Below are 21508 nucleotides of genomic sequence, written 5' to 3'. Positions count from 1 at the left end.
TCTTCAAATATGCAGAGGAACTGCTCAACCACCATGAATGACGGCATGTTGTTGATAAACAAGTACCACGGAATTACTTCATTTGATGTTATCGCTCGACTGAGGAAAATCCTCGGCGTCAGACGGATCGGTCATTGCGGCACTCTTGATCCAATTGCAAGGGGTCTAATTCTTGTCTGCGTAGGTCGAGCCACTAAACTGGTGCAGTTTCTTTCGAGTCAAGAGAAGGAATACACAGCAGATATCCTTCTGGGCAAATCTACCAATACATTTGATCGCTACGGTGTCGTCACCAGGGAGTCTGATTGGAGCGCAATATCGGAGAGCGATGTCCTGGAAGCGCTGGAGTCCTTCAAGGGAGATATCGAGCAGATCGTGCCGCCACATTCTGCTGTCAAGTATAACGGTAAACCACTGTATGAGTATGCACGGAAAGATATCGACGTTCCGGTGAAGCGCAGAATGGTCACCATCCGACGCATTGAACTGCTGAAATTCGATCCTCCGCATATCAAGATAGAGGTCGTCTGCTCGAAGGGGACATATATACGCTCGCTTGCAAACGATCTCGGTCGAAAACTCGGCAGTGGAGCGCATCTGTTCGATCTTTGCCGCACCCGCATTGGGAGGTTCGAACTTGATGACGCTCTGACGCTCGGTCAGATCGGCGCCAGAAGAGAACTTGGTCGACTGGACGAGAAGCTGATCGCTCTTTCGGATGCGTTGAAGCTGCCGTCACTAACTGTTGACGATTCGTGTGTCTCCGGCATACAGGGCGGAGCCGATGTATTGGGATCATATATTACGAAAGCATCAGAGGACTTCGAAGTCGGTCAGAGGATTTCGCTAATTGATGCCTCAGGTAAACTTCTCGCGGTCGGTGAAGCCCTCATAGGCAGTGCAGAACTGCGGATGAATAAAACCGACCTGAATCCGGTCTTTAAATATATCAGAGTTATTTGAATGAAAGTAATCCAGCTCAATCTCGACTCACCGAACGCCTTTCCTGATGGGTGTGTTCTGACACAGGGGACATTTGACGGAATTCACCTGGGACACTGTGAGTTGCTGCGGCAGGTTATAGAGGCGGGCCAGAAGCTCGGATTGCCGACTGTTCTCTTGACATTTAAGCCTCATCCTGCCATGGTGTTACGCCCGAGCAGGAGGATTCCGCTTCTGACAGTTTTCGATGAGAAAACCAGCATCCTGGAGAAAATTGGGCTTGACTACATGGCCTTATTTGAGTTTAATACGCAATTAGCCATTTTGCAGGCAGAGGACTACGTGCGTGAGATTCTCGCTGGCAAATTCGGCGCGAAGGTGGTGGTCGTTGGCTACAATCACACTTTCGGAAGAAAGCGTGAAGGCAATGGCCGATTTCTTGAGGAGATTGCAACAAAGTATGGCTTCGAGGCGAAAATCCAGACTCCTGTTCTCTACGAGAACGAGCCTGTCCATTCCAGCCGTATCAGGAAGGAACTGTTTGAAGGGAGATTTCGCTCGGCTATGACCATGCTAAATCGCCCGTATCGCATTTCCGGCGAAGTCGTGAAAGGAAGAGGTGTCGGACGTGGGCTCGGATATCCGACGATTAACGTCCGTGCGCACAAAGACAAACTTATCCCGATGAGCGGTGTCTACGCGGCCAAGGTTAGAATCAATGGAAATTGGCTACCCGGCATGATGTACATCGGCGAGGATCGCAGCATTTTCGATTTCGAAGTTGCCATATTCGATTTCGAAGGGGATATGTATCATAGACAAGTCGACGTTGATATATTTGATCGCACTCGCGATAGCATAAAATTCGAATCTGCTGACAAGCTCGTCGTGCAGATCGCGAAAGATGAAAAAGAAATCAGAGACATTTTGTCACGTACATAGGGAGTAACATGCCGTTAGCGAAAGAAAAGACAGCTGAGATCGTGCAGCATTTCAGCCTTCATGACAAAGATACGGGTTCTCCGGAAGTGCAGGTAGCACTACTGACACAGAGAATCAATGAACTCACTCTGCACATGGAAAACCACAAAAGAGACTACCATTCACGACATGGTCTTCTCAAGCTCGTCGGTCGAAGAAGAAGGCTTCTCGACTATCTTAAGGGCAGCGACATTGAAGCTTATCGCGAATTGATTCAAAAGCTCGATCTACGCCGCTAAATTGTACCCGACACAGATTGAAAAGGTCTACAAATGATTGAAAAGATTGAACTCGAGGTTGGAGGCAAGACTCTGACCATCGAGACCGGTCGCCTCGCAAAACAAGCCGACGGCGCCGTCACAGTTCGTTACGCCGACACAATGATTCTCGCAACCGCATGCGCCAACAAAGAGCCGAAAGTGGGATGGGATTTCTTCCCGCTCACAGTTGATTATCGAGAAAAAACATCCGCCGCGGGGAAGATACCGGGAGGTTTCTTCAAACGTGAAGGTCGTCCGTCTGAGAAAGAGATTCTCTCATGTCGTATTATCGACCGTCCCATACGTCCGCTTTTCCCCGATGGCTTCAGATGCGATACACAGGTACTGATCTCGGTGCTCTCTTCTGACCAGGAGAACGATTCTGACGTTCTCGGCCTTATCGGAGCCTCGGCAGCGCTTAGCATCTCCGACATCCCATTCGCGAAAGTGATTGCGGGTGTGAGAGTCGGCAGAGTAGGCGGTCAGCTTGTCGTTAATCCGACGCTTGCTCAGCTTGAAGAATCCGATATGAACATAATCATGGCAGGCAGCGCAGATGCCGTCACTATGGTCGAAGGCGGGTGCAGAGAGATATCAGAAGAAGAACTGCTCACTGCTCTCAGCTTCGGACATGCCGAGATCAATAGAATCGTTGAGGCAATTGAAAAGCTGAAGGCCAAGGTGGGCAAACCAACGAGAGAGGTCAAGCCTCCGGAGTCAAACGAGGAGTTCGAGTCTAAGGTTAAGAACAAAGTAAAGTCTGCAATTCCCGGAATCAACTTCCTCTTGGACAAGCAGGAACGTGCCGACAAGTTCACCGATCTCATAGACACAACCGCAAGTGAACTCGAGGAGGAATATCCCGAGTCCCGGGATGCAATCAGAGGCATCGTCGAAGAGATCGAGAAGGCGGATATGCGCAAGCGTATCATCAAAGACAAAGTGCGGATGGATGGACGCGGTCTTACCGACATCAGAGATATATCCTGCGAGGTGGGAATCCTTCCTCGTACTCACGGTTCAGCACTGTTCACTCGTGGGCAGACTCAGGCGCTGGTGACGGTCACTCTCGGATCGAAAGCTGATGAACAGCGGATCGATGATATCATGGGGGAGACCACGAAGTCACTGATGCTCCACTACAACTTCCCGCCATTCTCTGTTGGCGAAGTGCGTATGATGAGAGGACCGGGTCGTCGCGAGATTGGACATGGTGCACTGGCTGAAAGATCGGTAGAGAAGATTATCCCGACCGAAGACAATTTCCCATATACTATCCGTCTGGTTTCGGATATTCTGGAATCCAACGGTTCCTCATCGATGGCATCAGTCTGCGGATCAAGTCTTGCGCTCATGGACGCTGGTGTTCCGATCAAGTGTCCTATTGCAGGCATTGCAATGGGTCTCATCAAAGAGGGTGACGAAGTCGCGGTGCTCACGGATATTCTGGGAGCCGAGGATCATTACGGAGATATGGACTTCAAGGTTACGGGTACTGAGACGGGAATCACGGCCTTCCAGATGGATCTCAAGATTACCGGTATTACACTGGATATTATGAGGACTGCTCTGAACCAGGCGAGAGATGCTCGTTTAAGCATCATCGAATCGATGAATAAGGCCATCGACAAACCGCGCGCAGAGCTATCAACTTATGCTCCGCGAATTATCATCCTCAAAGTCAAGCAGTCTAAGATTGGTGAGATCATTGGCCCGGGTGGCAAGATGATTCGTTCTATCATCGAGGAAACAGGCGCCAAGATCGATATCGAGGATGACGGCACTGTCTTTATCGCGGCTGTCGGAGGTGAGGCAGGAGAAGCGGCGAAGGCACGCATTCTGGCGCTTATCGAAGAGCCTGAGATCGGCAAGGAGTATGAAGGCACTATCAGGCGAATCGCCACGTTTGGTGCATTCGTTGAGATACTTCCCGGGACCGACGGCCTGCTACACATCTCGGAAATCGACTACCGCAGGATTGAGAGGGTAGAGGACGTCTTCAGGTTGGGTGACAAGGTTAATGTCAAGGTTATCGACATTGATCAGGATGGCAAGGTGCGGCTCTCGCGCAAGGCACTTCTGGAGAGACCTGAAGGTTATTCCGATGAAGATCGGCGGCCACCGAGAGATGGTGATCGCAGACCCCCGAGGGACGATGATCGACGGCCCAGCAGAGGTCCGTACAGACCGAGATCCAGATAGCCCGGGGGCTGCTATGACGGATTACAAGAAGACCGTTCTTCCCAACGGCGTCAGAGTCGTTACTGAGGGCATGCCGCATCTGAAATCAGCCTCTATCGGCATCTGGGTTGATATAGGGTCCCGCGACGAAGCGAACTCTGAAAACGGCATCTGCCATTTCATTGAACATATGCTGTTCAAGGGCACCGAGTCCAGAACTGCTCTTGAGATCGCGTCCGCTCTCGAATCCCTCGGTGGAAACCTGAATGCATTCACCAGCCGTGAGCAGACTTGTTTCTACGCTCGCGTAATCGATGAACATCTCCCCGCGGCAGTCGACATCCTTACCGACATGCTTATGAACTCCACGCTTGCAGCACATCACGTCGAGAAGGAACGCAACGTCATAATCGATGAGATCAATGATGTGCTCGACACGCCTTCGGATCATGTTCACGATCTCTTCTCCAGAGCGATCTGGACAGATCACACTCTTGGCAATCCCATAATGGGAACAACGGAGTTGATCTCGGCTATGACTCGCAATGAACTGGCTGAGTTTATGAAGACCAAGTACACCTCGGGACGAATCGTCGTGGCGGCCGCCGGGCATGTCGATCATGATAGACTGGTAGAGATGCTACAGGAGAAGCTCCTCCTTGAGACCGAGAATCCGCTGGCAGCAATTCAAACGGAGTACAGCGGAGAGACGCCTAAGCGCACTGTAAGCTCCCGAGAGTCTAACCAGACTCACATCTGCCTTGGTTTTCCGGGATACAGATATGCGCATCCAAACAAATTCGCCACGCTGGTTCTTCACAGCATTCTCGGGGCTGGGATGTCATCGCGTCTTTTCCAGGCAGTCAGAGAGGAGCTTGGATTCGCTTACTCTGTTTACACGTATCAGGATTACTACAGGGACTGCGGTACGTTTTGTGTCTGTCTCAGCACAGATGACAAGAAGGTGGTCCAGAGTACGGATGTGATACTCACCGAGATTGCCAGGATCAGAGATGAAAACGTTTCGCAGTCCGAGCTTGAATCTGCGCAGCAGCAACTCAAAGGCAATCTCGTTCTCGGCCTTGAAGGATCAAGCAGCAGAATGAACCGTCTCGCACGTCATGAACTCGGATATAATAGATATGAGTCGCTTGAGGATACACTCAGCAACATAGAGAAAGTGACTCTCGATGACCTGAATGAAGCGGCAGTTTCGATCTTCAAGTTCGATCGCTGCGCAGCCGCTTTTCTTGGTCCGGTCAAAGAATCGGTGCTTGACGAGATAGCCTGGAAGAACTTATCTTCCTGAGCATGTGGCTGATTGTTATACTCGTTGCCATTCTGCTAGCATTCTCTCTCGCTTACCTGTACTGGATTGTATTGCTTAAATCGCACATGAGGCACCCTATCCGGTGCTTCCTGATACATGAAGTCGTGCCTCGACCGTCGTTGTTATCTGCAAGCGAGATAGCAGTCAGCAAGTTTCTTACATTTGTGGATGAAGTCCAGGCGGAGGGGTTCACCTTTGTCTCTCCAGAACATTTCCTGTCATCGGAGTCTTCATCGGAGATTCTGCTGACATTTGACGATGGTTTCGAGTCATTCTATGAGCATGTGTATCCCATCCTCAAAGCCAAAACTATACCTGCTCTGGTCTTCACAGTGCGTGATTATACTGGCAAAGATGCCGCCTGGGATTATCGTAACTCGGGTCGAAAACATCTCTCTCCTGAGCAGATCGATGAGATGGCCGCGAGTCGGCTCGTCTTCTTCGGATCGCATTCAGCATCCCATCCAGACCTGACGCGCCTGTCAGAAGAGAAACTGGCTCAGGAAATCAAAGCCGTCAATCTGGATCTGTTTGAGTGTTTCTCATATCCATTCGGCAAGTTCAATCCGGATGTTATTGCCGCTGTGAAGAAAGCAGGCTACTATCGCGCCTTCTGTTCTCTGAACGGCGATCCAAAGCTGTGGGGCGGCAGATTCGCCATCCCAAGAATTCCCTTGAATAGATTCGACAACCGATTTACATTGAGAACCAAGATCATGAACGGGAAACTCCTCTGGCTGGAAGTCGTCAAAGCGCGAATCATAGGGATGTTTGCACCGTTTACTCACGACTGGAAGGGAAGATGATGAAGAGATTTCTCATAAGATGGCTGATATACTTCGCCTCGATTTTCATAGTCGCCGAATTCTTCGGTCTCATAGAGGTCGACAATGCCACGACATTGATAGTCTCAGCTCTGGTCCTCGGTGTTCTGAACGCATGGCTGAAGCCGATTCTCGTTTTCGTAACACTGCCGATCAACGTACTCACACTCGGCCTTTTCGTTCTCGTCATAAATACACTCCTTCTCAAACTGACCGACATTCTGGTGCAGGGTTTTGAAGTCGGTGGATTCGTGATAGCTCTGATCGCGTCGGTCTGCATTTCGATCATCTCATCGATTCTGAATTTCCTGATAGCGGACAGGAGCCGGTTCAGATTCAGAGTATTCAGACGATAGATTCACTATAGCCGACAAAGTTTTCCATTGCCAAACGGTGCTAATGGGTATATAATCATGGCTTGCAGCCTCTTCGGGCTGCGTCTGTTATTGTTTTGAAGAATTACGATTTGTCGTTTTTCCGGACGACTGAAAACGAGTTCAATGATGGAAAAATCTAAGACTGAGGCACCGGCGAAGCAATCGACCGGCGGCTATCCATTCTCGGAAATCGAGACCAAATGGCAAAAGCGCTGGGATAAGACTAAACTGTTCAAGGCTCCTGACATGCCGAAGAATCCCTATTTCGTGCTTGTGATGTTCAACTATCCCTCCGGCGACATTCATATGGGGCATTTCCGCAACTACACGTACGGCGATGTGATGGCGCGATGGAAGATGATGCAGGGACATGATATTTTGCATCCATTCGGATGGGACGCGTTTGGCTTGCCGGCGGAGCGAGCAGCAATTAAGCACAAGCTCCACCCGCGCGATTGGACGCTTGCAAATATCGAAAAGTCGAAGTCCACTCTTAAGAAAGTCGGCATCTCCTACGACTGGGACCGAGAGGTCGCTTCCTGCCTTCCCGATTACTATAAGTGGACTCAATGGATGTTCATAAAACTCTTCGAGAAGAATCTCGCTTTTCAGCAAGAAGCTTCTGTCAATTGGTGTATGGACTGTAACACTGTGCTCGCAAACGAGCAGGTCGACGCCGAAGGGAAGTGCTGGCGCTGCCACAACGCGGTGACCAAGCGTAAGCTGAAACAGTGGTTCTTCAGGATCACCGATTACGCCGAGCGGCTGCATCAGGGGCTAGATAATCTGCCCGGATGGCTCGAAAGCGTTAGGATCATGCAGCGCAACTGGATCGGCAAATCGACCGGTTGCAGGATCGATTTCGCGATCAACGGAACAGGGGAGAAGCTGCCCGTTTTCACTACGCGTCCCGACACCGTCTATGGTGTCACGTTTATGGCAATTGCCCCCGAGGCTGATATCGTTGAAAGGCTGCCGATACCGGCGGACAAGAACGCAGAGGTCACTGCTTATATTCAGAAATCTATTGAGAAGACTGACATCGAGCGCACTACAGCCAGCGATGACAAAGACGGTGTATTCACAGGCTGCTATGCAATGAACCCATTCTCCGGCGAGAAGGTCCAGCTCTGGATCGCCGACTATGTGCTCGCATCTTATGGAACGGGTGCCGTGATGGCAGTCCCGGCTCACGATCAGCGCGACTTTATGTTCGCCAGGAAGTATGGCATTCCGATCAAAGTGGTCATCAATCCGCCTGATCGCACGTTGAAAGTCGACGATATGACTGAGGCGTATGTCGATCTCGGCACGATGACGAATTCGGATCATTTCGATGGGAAGCAGGGCGAATCTGCAATAGAGGCAGTCACACAATATGCTGATAAACAAGGTATTGGCGGATTTGAGATAAACTATCGCTTGAGAGATTGGCTCGTATCCCGCCAACGGTACTGGGGATGTCCGATCCCGATTGTCCACTGCAAAAAATGTGGTCCGGTCGCTGAAAAAGCCGAAAGCCTGCCGATTCTGCTGCCTGAAATCGACGACTACGTCCCGAAAGGCAGATCTCCGCTGGCCGATGCCAAGGAATACATCAATACGACCTGTCCCAAGTGCGGCGGCCCTGCTGAACGGGACGCTGACACGATGGATACGTTTGTCTGCTCCTCGTGGTATCTATTCAGATACGCTGATAACCACAATGATAACGAGCCGTGGGACAAAGAAAAGGCGCGCAAGTGGCTGCCGGTTGATCTCTATATTGGCGGTACGTTCGAACATGCCACAGGGCATCTGCTTTACTTCCGGTTCTTCACGAAGTTCTTGAAGGATATCGGCTATCTAGATATCGATGAACCGGCTTTGAGGCTCGTCAATCACGGCATGGTCAACGATGCCGAAGGCGTGCCCATGTCGAGCTCCAAGGGGAATGTCGTCTCTCCGATTGATGTGATGGGGGAGAGGGGCGTCGATACGACGCGTCTCGCTATGTTCTTTGCCGCTCCGGCTGGGAAAGACGTTCTCTGGTCGGACGAGGCCGTCATCGGTGTCGAGCGATTCGTGACCAAATTCTACAGGCTGATAGATGGCTGCCAGGACCGCAAACCTCTGGACTTAAAGCGCTACTTCACCAAAGATGACCTCGGCCAGGCGGCGTGGAATATCTACGTCAAGCTGAATCAGGCGATTAAAAAGGTCACTCACGATATCGATGACTTGCATTTCAATACCTGCATTGCGGCCATAATGGAATTCATGAATGATTCCGCTGACCTGAAGCAGCAGGACAACCCGGAATTCTATCCGTACATGCTGCAGAAAATGACACAGCTTGTTGCGCCGCTGGCGCCGCATCTGGCTGAAGAAGCCTGGGAGATGTTCGGATACAAGACGAGCGTCTTCAAGTCGCACTGGCCGGAATACGATGCTAACGCAATCGTGGCTGATACTATCACGATAGTCGTTCAGATCAACGGCAAAGTCCGCGACAATATCGATGTCCCGGCTGACACGGGTAAAGAGCAGCTTCTGGTGGCAGCAAAGGCCTCAGAGCGCGTTCAGAAGTTCATTGAAGGCAAGCAGATCATCAAAGAGATTGTTGTACCGGGCCGACTTGTCAATCTTGTCGTGAAGTAAGAATCTCAACCTGATCATCGCAGATCCCAGATGTCGAATAGATTCAGCCCCGCACGTTTACATAATATATATTATAGGACACTGCGGATGTCATTCCCTGCCTCCGCACAGCACACACAGGAGCACAGCTCCTGTGTGCACTTGGTGAGACATTGAGATCGCCACGTCGCTTTGTTCTTTTTCGCAGCCGTCAGGATTTCCATCCTGACGGGTCATCAAGGATTCCTGCCCGCGAGCATGTCCACAAGGACATCTTCCCGCGAGTTCGGTTCTCAGCAGTCTTCTGCTGGCGTCTGTGAGCCTCCTGAGTGCCACATTGGACCGTATTCGGCCCCATTTCTGGGCGCGTGCCGGTGAGAAACCTGGCATTCTGACCTGCCGTGGCAATCTGCCCGTCATTCAGAGTGTGGCGCAGTGGCTGTTCCTCTGCGCTTTCTCTTGCGGCACTCACAGGAGCCACAGCATACAGCGCCACAGGGCACCAAACCAAGCAAAGATCGAAAGCCGACCTTTCCTACATGTGTTGGTTCTCCCCCATAATCGAAAGTGCATAGAGCATCGCCTCGCTCCAGACTTCGCACACCGAGAATGCGCCTAAGTCGTTGTGTGCCAGCGTACTGAAGTACTGCTCATATTTTGGTGCTGCGCTGGTATCACATTTGCAAAGCTTTCAAGTGAAACTTTATGTGCGAGGTCAAAATATGAAAAAACTCAGGAAAATGCTCGCTCAGGACGGCTTCTCGATACTTGAGGTAATGGTCGGTCTCCTTATCTTCAGTCTCGGATTGCTGCTCCTAATGTCGATGCTCGTGGTTTCAATCCAGAGTAACAGTTGGTCGGAGATGGAGACCCTCTCGTCGCAGTTGATAAGAGAGAAGATCGAGCAACTGAAGAGCACGCCGGAAGCGAGTCTCAATTCTGGTAGCGATGTCGTTAGCGGTGTCCTGCGATCCTGGGACATCTCGGCTCTGGGCACGCCTGGTCTTTATGACGTCACGGTCGCAGTCAACTGGACAGATATCGACGCACGCGATCACGCATGCTCCACTCAAACTTACATAAAGGCAAAGTGATATCATTCAAAAGGTGACACTATGATCAAGAAAATCAGAAATAACCTCGGATTCACTCTGATGGAGTTAATGATCGCGTCGATCATCGGCATAATTGCGACGGCAGCGGCTGTCGAGATCTATATCCATCAGCATAAGAACTGGATTATCCAGGAAGGTGTTTCCGACCTTCAGCAGAACGGCCGCGCAGGAGTCGACGAAATAGCATCCAAGACCCGGATGGCCGGTTACGGTATCCCCTTCCAGGGACTGGAGGCTATAGTATCATCCGGAACACCGGGGACATCGATACCGGATTCGATCACGCTGGTATTCCTGCACGAACCTATGTGTACAACTACGCTTTCGGCACCTATGCCGAAGCCGTCAGCCGAGCTGAAGTGCCAGGGTGATCTCGGTTGCTTCGAGGATGACCAATGGGCGTACATATACGACCCATTCGCGGAAGAGGGCGAGTTTTTCGTCATTACACATGTGCAGGAGGCTGCATTCCACATCCAGCATAACACTATGCCTCTGTCGAAGAAGTACCCGACCGGCAGTGAGATATATACATTTGATGTTTTCAGGTACTTCATTGATAACTGGTCCGACAGCACTCATCCGCGTTTGATGCGACAGGAGCACGCCAATGCGGCAGACATTTACTCTGACAATATCAGCGATCTGCAGATTCGATATGTGCTGACAGACGGAACGATAGTGGATACGATAAACATGTCGCGATACGTGCGTCAGGTCGATCTCGTGCTTGTTGCACGCACCAACAAGGAAGACTTGCTCCTAAAGGACTACAGGTATGATTCTCTGACCACGAGCATTCAGGTGAGAAATCTCGCTTTATGATTATTTTACGGGAGTCAACAATGAAGAAACTGAGATCAAATAGCGGCTTCACAATGATCATCTTTCTGGCGTTGCTCTTAATGCTAACGCTGATCGGCATCAACTCTGTGATGACATCGACGGTCGAAGTCAACATAGCAGGGAACGAAGTCAATTACATGAACTCGTTCTATGCCGCCGAAGCCGCGCTCGAAAAGGCATCTACAGAGATGGCGCACGCCTACAGAACAACCGGTGCAGCGCCGCATCCGCTGCCGAGCGGAACGCTGAACCTGGGCCGCTTCGCAGTAACATATACCACGACCCAGACAAGTGCGTCCGAGACCAAGGATTTGTCGAACGGGACATATAGAGGACTCTACGCGCTCGCGACGCCATATGAAATCACGGCGACCGCGACTGCCGGAGGAACTGAAACAGAGGCGACTCTTGTCCAGGGAATCGAGTGTGATCTGGTTCCTCTGTTCCAGTTCGCGGTATTCTATGAGAACGATCTGGAGATAGCTCCGGGGCCACCAATGACGCTTGGAGGCCGAGTTCACTCGAACGGCAATCTCTATTTGCAGTCAGGCAATCAACTTAATATCGATTCGTACACGAGCGCAGCCGGAAACATATTTCATGGTCGTAAACCGGGATCCGGACAGAGTACGTCAAGTGGCGATGTGAGGATTATGGATGCGAACGGAACCTATCAGGAGATGTATGATAGTGGCACATGGCTCGACTCGACTGATCCTGACTGGGTAGCGGAGTCGATTTCTCGTTGGGGCGGTATGGTCGAAGACAGCGATCATGGAATTACCGAGCTTGAGCTGCCGGTGGTATCATCGGGTGTCCCCGATAATATGATCGCTACCGCCACCGAATCTGCGGATTCATATGAGAACAAAGCAACTCTGAAGATCATTGACGGTGTCGCATCATACCAGCAGATCGACGGTTCCTGGATTGACGTCACTGCCGCACTGATAGCCGAAGGATCGCTGACGACGAATTCGTTCTATGACGCTCATCAGGGCAATACAGTGAATTCCTGGGACATCGACATGAGCAATTTCAAGAACTCGGCATACTTCCCGTCGAACGGCATCATGTACACGGCCAACACCACCGGCGGTGCGAATCTCAAGGCTACACGGTTGGTGAATGCCAGCGACATTGGTCAGCCCTTTACACTGAGTTCAAGAAACTCGGTCTACATTCAGGGGGACTACAACACTGTCAACAAGAAGCCGTCAGCCGTTATGACCGACGCACTGACCATCCTTTCGAACAATTGGAATGATGCAAACAGCTCTCAGCCACTGTCGAATAGGAACGCTTCCGAGACAACCGTCAACTGTAGCTACATGACCGGCAATCAGAATACCGGAGAAGGGGGCAGCGCTTATAACGGAGGATTCGAGAATCTGCCGAGATTCCTGGAGCAGTGGAGCGGCATTGACTTCAACTGGATGGGATCTGCCGTCGATCTATGGCTATCAAAAGAAGCGAACGCACCTTGGTCCTACGGCGCGTACTACACTGCCCCTAATCGAAACTGGGCATTCGATGAGGACTTGAAGGACCCGACAAAACTTCCACCGGGGACTCCCTTGATTGCAATCATGCAGAAGGTGAGCTGGATGGAGAAGGTTGTGGCGGAAAACTAGATATACATTTTCTTCAGCCTCCAATGCAGGGCGAATGAACGGAGCGGCTCAGGTCGCTCCGTTTTTCAATTAATGTGATCCTCTCCCCTGGCTTCACGCAGCGGTTCACTTCTCAACGCATATCTGAAATTGAGATCGCTGAGTCAGAACTGAGAGTTCGAGAAAAGGGATCCGGTTTGTTAGAAAATCTCGTACTTCTGCATTCTGTCACGCAGGGTGTTGCGTGAAATGCCGAGCACCTGTGCGGTTTTGACCTGGTTTGATTTGAGACGTGACAACGCTCTTCGAATAATTGATTTCTCGAGTGCCGATTGCAGATGGTAAAAGACCTGACCTGCGGAGACGTTCATGATTTTATCGAATATCGGATCTATCAAATCGTCAAACATCCTTGTGTAGTCATCCTTGATTGCTTCAAAATCGACTTGAACATGCTCACCTGCATCTGATGCGATCGGGAAATCATCCGGTTGCAGGATCTCGTTCTTGGTCATCACCACGGCCGTGTGGATATTGTTCTCGAGCTCCCTTACATTGCCGGGCCAGTTGTGGTTCATCAGGAGCTGCATTGCCTTCTTGGATGTCCCTCTTATTTGCTTGCCGGAGAGATCTGAGTACATGTTGGTGAAATGATCGGCAAGAATCGGAATGTCGCTGCGCCTCTCGCGAAGTGGAGGAAGATAGATAGAGACGACTTTCAGACGGTAGAACAGATCTACTCTGAAGCGGGAATCTTTCATTGCCGTTACCAGCGATTTATTGGTAGCAGCAAGAACCCTGACATTTACATGCAGTGTCTGCTCGCCACCGACTCTCTCAAATTCCTGCTCCTGCAGTACCCTTAACAGCTTCGATTGGGTTGTCAGCGACATATCGCCAACTTCATCAAGAAACAGTGTGCCGCCGTCAGCCAGCTCGAATTTGCCGAGCTTGCGAACATGAGCGCCTGTGAACGCTCCCTTTTCGTGACCGAATAGCTCTGATTCGAGAAGGGTGTCGGGCAGAGCGGCACAGTTGACGGACAGGAATGCTGCGTCGCCGCGCTTTGAATTACGGTGGATAGCGTGAGCAACAAGCTCCTTGCCTGTACCTGACTCGCCGAAGATGAGAACCGAGGCGTCGGACTTGGCGACCTGACCAATCAGCTTTGCGATTTCGACGATCTCCGGACTTCTCCCTACTATCTCATCTTGGGTTGCATCGGCACTGCTCTTGAGTGCTGGAGCAGTCGAGATATCCGTTGCCTGTGTACCGCATGCTTTCGCAATTGTCATCAGAAGTCGCTCCATCTGAAACGGCTTCGTGATGTATTCATAGGCACCTTCGCGCATGGCCTTGATTGCATTTTCCGTCGAGATGAAACCGGATATCATAATGACAGGCACTTCGATGTTTTGAGATCTGATTTCCCTGAGCACATCGAGACCTGAAACAGTTGGCAGATTGACATCCAAAAGTACAAGATCGGCTGCTGTCGAGCCAATCATGTCAATTGTCTGATCGCCGTCAGTAATACAATAGAAGCGATACTCGGACGGGTCAAAGAGCTTCGTCAGAGTTTCGCCAATTTGTTTGTCATCATCAACAAGTAGTATATTCTTCATCGTATGAGTAGAAACCTCCATCTACTACTTCTCTAATCGGCCGATTAGCCGTTTCATTTAGATTTTGGTCAGAAGAATGTTGCGATTAGGATGATTTTGTGGGGGCTTGTGGCGGGAAATAATCAAGCGGCAGCCTAATCTCGTTCGATCCCATACTTCTCAAGCAGATCGTAGAGCCTTGTCCTGGATACGCCCAAATCGCTCGCAGCGCGTGACACATTCCCGTTGTGGCGTGCCAGCGCGGTTCTGATGTGTTCCGTTTCAGATTCTCTCCTGAAATCGTCGAGCGACTTTGTTTTTCCAGCTTTTTCCGGATCAAATCCCATTGAAGGTGGCTTTATTTTGCAGTCATCCGATAGAATCACTGCCCTCTTGATTCGATTTTCCAGTTCTCGCACGTTTCCTGGCCAGTCATGGCCTTTCATTCTTGCAACCGATTTCGGATCGAAGCTGCATCCTGCCCGATCGCTTTCCAAACTGAAACGATCCAGGAAGTGATTCGCGAGCAGAATAACATCATCTCCCCGTTCTCTGAGTGGAGGAAGAACCACATTGATTACCGAAAGCCTGTAGTATAGGTCCTCGCGAAACGCCTTCTTGCTGACTTCCTCGGATAGATCGCGATTAGTTGCTGCCAGCACCCGAACATCGAGCTTGATTGGCTTATTGCCACCGACCCGCTCTATCGTCCTCTCCTGCAAGAATCTGAGGAGCTTCACCTGGAGTGCGAGAGAGAGCTCACCGATCTCATCGAGAAAAAGCGTCCCGGCCTCGGCGGACTCGAACTTGCCAATCTTCTGCGTGACAGCGTCTGTGAACGCACCTTTCTCATGTCCGAACAGCTCCGATTCGAGGAGCATCTCCGGGATGGCTCCGCAGTTGATTGTGATGAATGGCATCCCATGCCTCGGTGAGCGCGAGTGAATTGCCTTTGCAACGAGTTCCTTGCCGGTGCCCGACTCGCCTGAAATCAACACGGTATAATCGGATGCGGCAATGGTCTCGATCTTCCTGAACACATCAGCCATCTTCGGAGATTCTCCGATGATATCCTCGTACACCTTCTTCTGAGCCAGCCTGGATTGAAGGCTCTGATTCTCCGATTCGAGCTGCTTCACATACAGTGCGCGCCTGATGATCACTTTCAACTCATCCAGATTGACCGGCTTCTGGAAGTAATCGTGCGCCCCGGCGCTGATCGATTCGAGAGCCGTCTGCTTGTCCTCATTGCCCGTAACCATGATTACCTTCATCTTCGGGTTGATTTCAAGCGCGCTGACCAGAAGATCCAAACCATGAGTGTCCTCGCCGACTGAAGAGAGCGCGATATCCAGAGTCGCAAGGTCAGGCATCCTCTCCCTTATTATCTCGAGAGCCGCATCTGAACTGCCGGCCTGGAACACCTCGTACTGATCCGCCAAAGCCCAGTAAATCTGTGATCTGATTCCCTCTTCGTCGTCGACGATCAGAATTTTCTGCTTCCCTGGATTATCAGCCATAAGAGCGAGTATTCCTATCTCGGAAATACAATCTGAAACGTGGTCCGTTCGCCGGGTTCGGATTCCACATGGAATGTTCCTCCCATGCGCTCAAGCTGGTCACGTGACAGATACAATCCTATTCCGAGTCCTTTCTTCTTCGTGGTTTCGAATGGGCTGAAGAGCCGTTTATTTATGAATTCCGCATCCATTCCTTTTCCGGTGTCTTTCACTTCAATCGTCAGGGTCTCTAAGCCGTTGAAAACCGATATGGTCAAGTCACCGCCCTGAGGCATCGCTTCGATAGCGTTTACGACGAGATTCTCTATCACACCAGTCAGTTTTTCCACGTCTGCCTTTATCGGACTTGTGCTGTCGAAATTCTCTCGATAGCGGATACCGCTCAGACTCTCAAGTCCCAGCTTGTCCCGCAAACTTACAACAATATCGACCGGATTACAATTCGAAATTGTCTGAGACTCGATCATCTCAGATCCTCTCAATTTCGATATAACCGACTGCATCCTGGCAACAGCTCCCTGAATCGTAACCAGCACCGACTTCTGAAACTCAGGATTGTCTGCTTTGGACTCATAATTCTGCAGCAGCATCGAGAGCATCGAAATCGAATTCTTGAGGTCATGAACTACGAATGTCGAGAATTTGTGAAACGATTCGATTTGGCGGGCGGCGAGCAATTCCTGCGACAGTCGCGCGGAGAGAACCGCAAGAGCAAACTGGTTTCCGACAGCACTGATCAACTGCATGTCCTGGTGACTGAAATTATCGTCGCTCTTTCTGGAACCTACGAGAAGAAGGCCCACTATGCGCCGCTTGGCAATCAGAGGCATGCAAACCGATATTTCAGCTGAGGCGGGAAGCCCCTCATCCGGCACCGGTACACCGGCAGAACTCAAACGCGCAATCAGGTCATCAAATTCGATGGCTTCACCATGCCGAAACATCCAATCCACAAATCCGCTGTTCCTTTCGATCTGGCCACTTACCCGCTCAATCGCCGGGTATACTCTGGTGAAAACCGGGAGCTGTGAGTGTTCCAGATAAAGCCACAACCGACTCACACCCAGCTTTTCTCTAAGCAGTGTTGAGAGTCTCTCCGCAAGGTCAGAGACGTTCAATGTCGTTGAGATATCTTCAGAGAACAGCGCAAGATCCTCCTGGTAATCCGCAGCCGAGCCGGAATAGAAGGATCGATCAACAAAAGACCGTATTCGCTTCTTAAGAGAGCTTGACAGAAGCAGCGACAAGAAAACAACTATCACAAGAAAGGCGGCGAGTATAGAATAGAATACTTTCGAATCCGCACCGATTAACTGCACAGCCTTGCCAACCGCCCCGACGAGAATCAGATATATCCCAATCAGAATAATACCGACTGACGAATAGACCGCCTGTCTCTTGATGAACACTCCCGACTTCTGCAGCTGATAAGTACGCAGGTAGTAGCCCACCGACGGGTACATGACTATCGCAACTGCCGTCGCAAACTCTACATATCTGATACTCAGGCTTGTCTTCAGCATTCCGCTAGACAATGCAACTATGATTGTCGCAAAAAATATCGCAGTCGTCATCACCGAGAGCCGGAGACGCCTGCGGTATATACCAGTCGCGGCTCTGTACGTGCTTTCGAAATTGATTAGCACAAACGAGCATATCAACAGAAGAAGGACTATGAACCATTTGCCGTATGGATTCAGGATCAGCTCAGGGCGATCCGAAACACCGATCTGAATGATCATGAGGGGTGTGATGGTCGACATAACGGCGAAGAAAACACTCAATGCTCCGACAATCCAGAACCAGACCTTCCAGCGGCGAATGTAGGTACGGTAATTCTCGCATGCGAACGTGAGTGAAAAGATCAGCCATAGAAACGGCGTAAGAGTGACCGCCCAGAAGAAGAAGTACTCAATGCGAACATCAAGAGTCGATTCGGCGAACGCCGGAAAGCACCAAAAGCAGAGGCCGGACGATAGCGCGATTAGCAGAAACAGCAGGCGCGGGATTCGTCCCTGGTTTGCCCTCAACGCCAGCACACCAGATATAAATGAGATTGCTCCGGCAGACCAGAACAGAAGTGATTCCCACAGAGACATCACAGGCTCTATTCCGCATACTCCCAGTAGAATCGCAACACGCTTGAGGCAAAAACAAAGCTCGCGATCATGTTAGCCACTATCTGACCGATCAACAAATACAACACCAGCTCAGGAGAGAATCTTCTCACGATTAGCACCGGATCAAACAAGGCCGCACTGAGAGGCAAAACCAGCAAGTAAGGTACTACGGCCAGCACATACGAAGATACGAAGTTCCTGAAGAACGTCCGCACTGACTTACCCAGAGCGGCAACAAACTTCTCACCGTCAAGCAGTATGTATGGAAGTGCATACATGAACATCGCGAGTATTCCCGATCCGAAAAGTCGTATACCAAAATTGAACGCCATGGTTCTTCTAGGTGACCCGCCAATCAGGGGATCAAAGAGCCTTGGCAGGAAAATAAGCAGTAGCAAGAACACCACCGAATAGAATAGCCAGATTGCCAGGACCTGGAAGTATTTCCCCTTGGCAGCACCTAGAGCCGCACCGAAACCGATTCTCTCATTTCTGTAGTATCCGCTAAACATGATAAAACCGACTGCAATGAGGAGTGCTTCAATGAGTATCGACAGAATCAGAGTCTGCCATCCATGGGTCTGCGGAAGCAGAGCGTAGAGATCAGGATAATGTGCCACTGCCTCTGTACCGGTTATGAACTCGGCGATTCCGGTCATAATCGGACCGATTACGGGTAGGTATGGATTTGTAAGAACCAAGGCCAGCGCCAAAGACAGAATCGCAAACAAGAAAAACGGGGTCCAGAGTCTGAATGAGAACATGGCCTTAATGGTCCCGCAATATGCACTTATCAGGAAATTTAGTTTTTCCACTGGATCAACCTCTTCCCTCTCGGTTACTGCGACGGAACTACATTAGAGCCGGCACTCGGCAAACCGTACCTGTCATAGACGTACAGCACATAGTAATACACGTCGCCGTCGTTATCTCCCGTAAATGTCGTAGTCCCCTGCGTATTGACAATTGCATACAGTTTCGCGATGTCGTTGTCGACATCCTGCGTTTCAGAACGATAGATTCTGTATGATTCGAAGTCGCTATCGTCGTTTCGTGTCCAGGTCAACTTGAATCCCGTCTCACTCGTTTTCTCGTACGCCAGAACAACATCATCGGGAGCCTCATTGGCCAGCGTTCTTGCGGTCAAAGTGTTGCTTGTGGCTTTGAGCCCACTCTGATCGGAGACGATCACGATGTAGTAGTAAGTGGTCGCCGGGACAACATTCGTATCGGTAACTGTTAACTGCGCACTCGTGCCGAGTTTGGTGACAAAATCGGAATTCTCAGTAACCGGTATCGATTCCGAACGGTAGATTCTATAAGATGCAAAGTCAGGATCTTCGGACATAGTCCATGCGATCTCGAGCCTGCTCTGAAAGGCGCCGTTGAGATGCACAGTCACCGGCTTCGGCGCATTGCGAACTGTGATCAGGTGGTCAATAGCCGATTGCGGCGCGGCGTTGGTGGCAGCATCACGGAACGTTCCGAAAACAGCGCCGTTTTCGAATTCATATCCCGGAGGGATCGTGAAGTCGTATTCATATATCCCATCTCGTGCCACAGCGTCACCGGCAGTGCCGTTATCGAAGAGAGCAGCTTCACCGATTTCAGGAAGTACCACAGCAGCTCTTCCGCCAGGTTCACCGGTGGTCATCGAGAAGTGTATCACATCGCCTGCACTCAGAACAGCGCCGCCGTCATCGCTGACAAAACTCTCTATCAACGCCACTCTGTCCAGTTTGACATCGTCGAATACAGGTATACTCGATTCGTTCCCGTCCTGCATTTTGAATTTGGCATAGACCGTGTGCGAGCCATCCAGATCGGGCAGCTCCCAAGTTACCGCTGGTGTGACGCCTTCCCACTTCGCACTGGAGAAACTCAGATCATTTGACACCATTATATGCGAAGCATTGGGTGGGTACTCGACAAGAATGGTGACGTCAGTATTGTTCACGTACTCGTCGTCTCCGGCAATTCGGATCGAGAACAATCCAGGTATGCCGGCGACTGAGCGCGACTTTGGGCCTTCGATCCCAGCCACAGATACCGTAGAGACTTTGAAATAGTATCTTATCCCATTCTGGACATCATTATCTATATAGGACGTTGTGGTTGCGGAATCGAGCAAACTGAAACTTGCCGCAGTCGAATCGGCTCTATAGATGAGGTACTTGTCTACGGCTGCCGCACTCGCATCCCAGGAAAGCGCAAGGCTGCCGTCACTGACAGTCAGTACAAGATTCGATGGCGCATCGGGAGCAGTCGGCAGGCCACCTGAATCCGCAACCTTGTCAATCTGCCTGGAGCATGCTCCTAATAGCACTGCTATTCCTACAGTAAGAATAATTAGCTTCTTCATCTGGACCACCTAAAAGTTAACGGCGAGTTTCAGCTGCACGCGATCGAATCCTTCGCCGGTATCGATCGAAATGGCGGTCGGCCCGCCGACCGAATAGCCGCTCTCCGGAAAAAACGCTGCAGCATCTATCACATTGAATGCCCAAATCAGCGCAGCCACTCCGAAAACAATGTTTCTGGAGGACTCAGCGTCATAGGCTGCCTGCTGGGCGTCATCCACTCCCACCTTCAACCGTCGCTTTTCATCGATACTTCTCGCACTAACGTAGGCGTCGTTCAAGCGGTTAAACTCGTCCTTCTTGTCTCTGAAATTATTGTCGACAATCGCCAACGTAAGAAGCGATGCAGCCGCACCGAATGTGTAAGCTGCTCCCCGCAGTTTTTGCCCGGAGTACATCTGTCCCCATCCGGGGATTAGCAGAGATCTGAACGCTGCCTTAGAACGGGTCTTCGGAACCATGTCAAACTTGATCGTGCGTGGTTCATCTCCCACCAGTACAAGGGTTGTCTGGTACTTCTCGTACCCGCCACGCAGAGCTGTGAGCTTATACACACCGAACAGCTTCTGGTTGAACGTGACAGGAGTAACTCCTGCAAGCTCATACTCTCCATCGAGCATCACCGCAGTCCCCGCAGGCGAAGAGGTAACTGTGAGGTTACCGCTACCAGTCTGTGCAATCGCTGCCGATGATATTACAAGGAAGAGGAATAGGACCTTTAATGTATTATACAGCATAAGGATTCAGAACCTCCTTGTTCCGCGGTTCCCGTATACTAACCTCAGTCGGAAAAATATAGAATTAGTTGATCCTCAA

Annotated in this window: 17 protein-coding genes; 11 read left to right on the top strand and 6 right to left on the bottom strand. The window is 50.7% G+C overall.

Annotated features, from left to right (window positions below; genetic code table 11):
• The 11 genes from truB to KKH67_08255 all read left to right on the top strand — a co-directional run.
• Positions 1-963, top strand: a 963-nt coding sequence (truB, locus tag KKH67_08305; protein MBU1319185.1) for a tRNA pseudouridine(55) synthase TruB, incomplete at its 5' end; no start/stop codon positions are given.
• A complete protein-coding gene (locus KKH67_08300) occupies positions 964-1884 on the top strand; it encodes a bifunctional riboflavin kinase/FAD synthetase (GenBank protein ID MBU1319184.1) in 921 nt (306 codons plus the stop codon).
• Between the two features lie 8 nt (positions 1885-1892).
• A complete protein-coding gene (gene rpsO / locus KKH67_08295) occupies positions 1893-2162 on the top strand; it encodes a 30S ribosomal protein S15 (protein MBU1319183.1) in 270 nt (89 codons plus the stop codon).
• Positions 2163-2195: 33 nt separating this feature from the next.
• Positions 2196-4385, top strand: a complete 2190-nt coding sequence (pnp, locus tag KKH67_08290) for a polyribonucleotide nucleotidyltransferase (GenBank protein ID MBU1319182.1) — start codon at positions 2196-2198, stop codon at positions 4383-4385.
• Between the two features lie 13 nt (positions 4386-4398).
• The gene (locus tag KKH67_08285) at positions 4399-5673 is read left to right on the top strand and encodes an insulinase family protein (GenBank protein ID MBU1319181.1); all 1275 of its coding nucleotides are present in this window, start codon (positions 4399-4401) and stop codon (positions 5671-5673) included.
• A 2-nt stretch (positions 5674-5675) separates the two neighbouring features.
• The gene (locus tag KKH67_08280) at positions 5676-6500 is read left to right on the top strand and encodes a polysaccharide deacetylase family protein (GenBank protein MBU1319180.1); all 825 of its coding nucleotides are present in this window, start codon (positions 5676-5678) and stop codon (positions 6498-6500) included.
• Positions 6497-6874, top strand: a complete 378-nt coding sequence (locus KKH67_08275) for a phage holin family protein (protein ID MBU1319179.1) — start codon at positions 6497-6499, stop codon at positions 6872-6874. Before KKH67_08280 ends, KKH67_08275 begins: the two co-directional genes overlap by 4 nt.
• 147 nt (positions 6875-7021) lie before the next feature.
• Positions 7022-9535, top strand: a complete 2514-nt coding sequence (leuS, locus tag KKH67_08270; GenBank protein MBU1319178.1) for a leucine--tRNA ligase — start codon at positions 7022-7024, stop codon at positions 9533-9535.
• A 701-nt stretch (positions 9536-10236) separates the two neighbouring features.
• A complete protein-coding gene (locus KKH67_08265) occupies positions 10237-10608 on the top strand; it encodes a prepilin-type N-terminal cleavage/methylation domain-containing protein (protein MBU1319177.1) in 372 nt (123 codons plus the stop codon).
• Positions 10609-10629: 21 nt separating this feature from the next.
• The gene (locus tag KKH67_08260; protein ID MBU1319176.1) at positions 10630-11454 is read left to right on the top strand and encodes a prepilin-type N-terminal cleavage/methylation domain-containing protein; all 825 of its coding nucleotides are present in this window, start codon (positions 10630-10632) and stop codon (positions 11452-11454) included.
• A gap of 20 nt (positions 11455-11474) precedes the next feature.
• Entirely contained in the window at positions 11475-13109 is a 1635-nt protein-coding gene (locus KKH67_08255; protein ID MBU1319175.1) for a hypothetical protein, read from the top strand.
• A gap of 179 nt (positions 13110-13288) precedes the next feature.
• Here KKH67_08255 and KKH67_08250 read toward each other — a convergent pair whose 3' ends face one another.
• From KKH67_08250 to KKH67_08225, 6 genes are all read right to left on the bottom strand, one after another.
• On the bottom strand, positions 13289-14713 hold the full coding sequence (locus KKH67_08250; GenBank protein MBU1319174.1) for a sigma-54 dependent transcriptional regulator: 1425 nt from the start codon (positions 14711-14713) through the stop codon (positions 13289-13291).
• Between the two features lie 134 nt (positions 14714-14847).
• Entirely contained in the window at positions 14848-16212 is a 1365-nt protein-coding gene (gene prsR / locus KKH67_08245) for a PEP-CTERM-box response regulator transcription factor (protein MBU1319173.1), read from the bottom strand.
• 14 nt (positions 16213-16226) lie between these two features.
• Positions 16227-18311 carry a PEP-CTERM system histidine kinase PrsK gene (gene prsK, locus KKH67_08240; protein MBU1319172.1) on the bottom strand — a complete coding sequence of 695 codons (2085 nt, stop codon included), beginning with the start codon at positions 18309-18311 and terminating at the stop codon, positions 16227-16229.
• 8 nt (positions 18312-18319) lie between these two features.
• Positions 18320-19147 carry a hypothetical protein gene (locus KKH67_08235; protein ID MBU1319171.1) on the bottom strand — a complete coding sequence of 276 codons (828 nt, stop codon included), beginning with the start codon at positions 19145-19147 and terminating at the stop codon, positions 18320-18322.
• 23 nt (positions 19148-19170) lie between these two features.
• On the bottom strand, positions 19171-20694 hold the full coding sequence (locus tag KKH67_08230; protein MBU1319170.1) for a fibronectin type III domain-containing protein: 1524 nt from the start codon (positions 20692-20694) through the stop codon (positions 19171-19173).
• Positions 20695-20703: 9 nt separating this feature from the next.
• Entirely contained in the window at positions 20704-21429 is a 726-nt protein-coding gene (locus KKH67_08225) for a PEGA domain-containing protein (GenBank protein ID MBU1319169.1), read from the bottom strand.
• Positions 21430-21508: the final 79 nt, after the last annotated feature.

It is taken from the genome of Candidatus Zixiibacteriota bacterium, assembly GCA_018820315.1.
GTDB lineage: Bacteria > Zixibacteria > MSB-5A5 > JAABVY01 > JAHJOQ01 > JAHJOQ01.
This window is presented reverse-complemented; position numbering and strand designations above follow the sequence as displayed.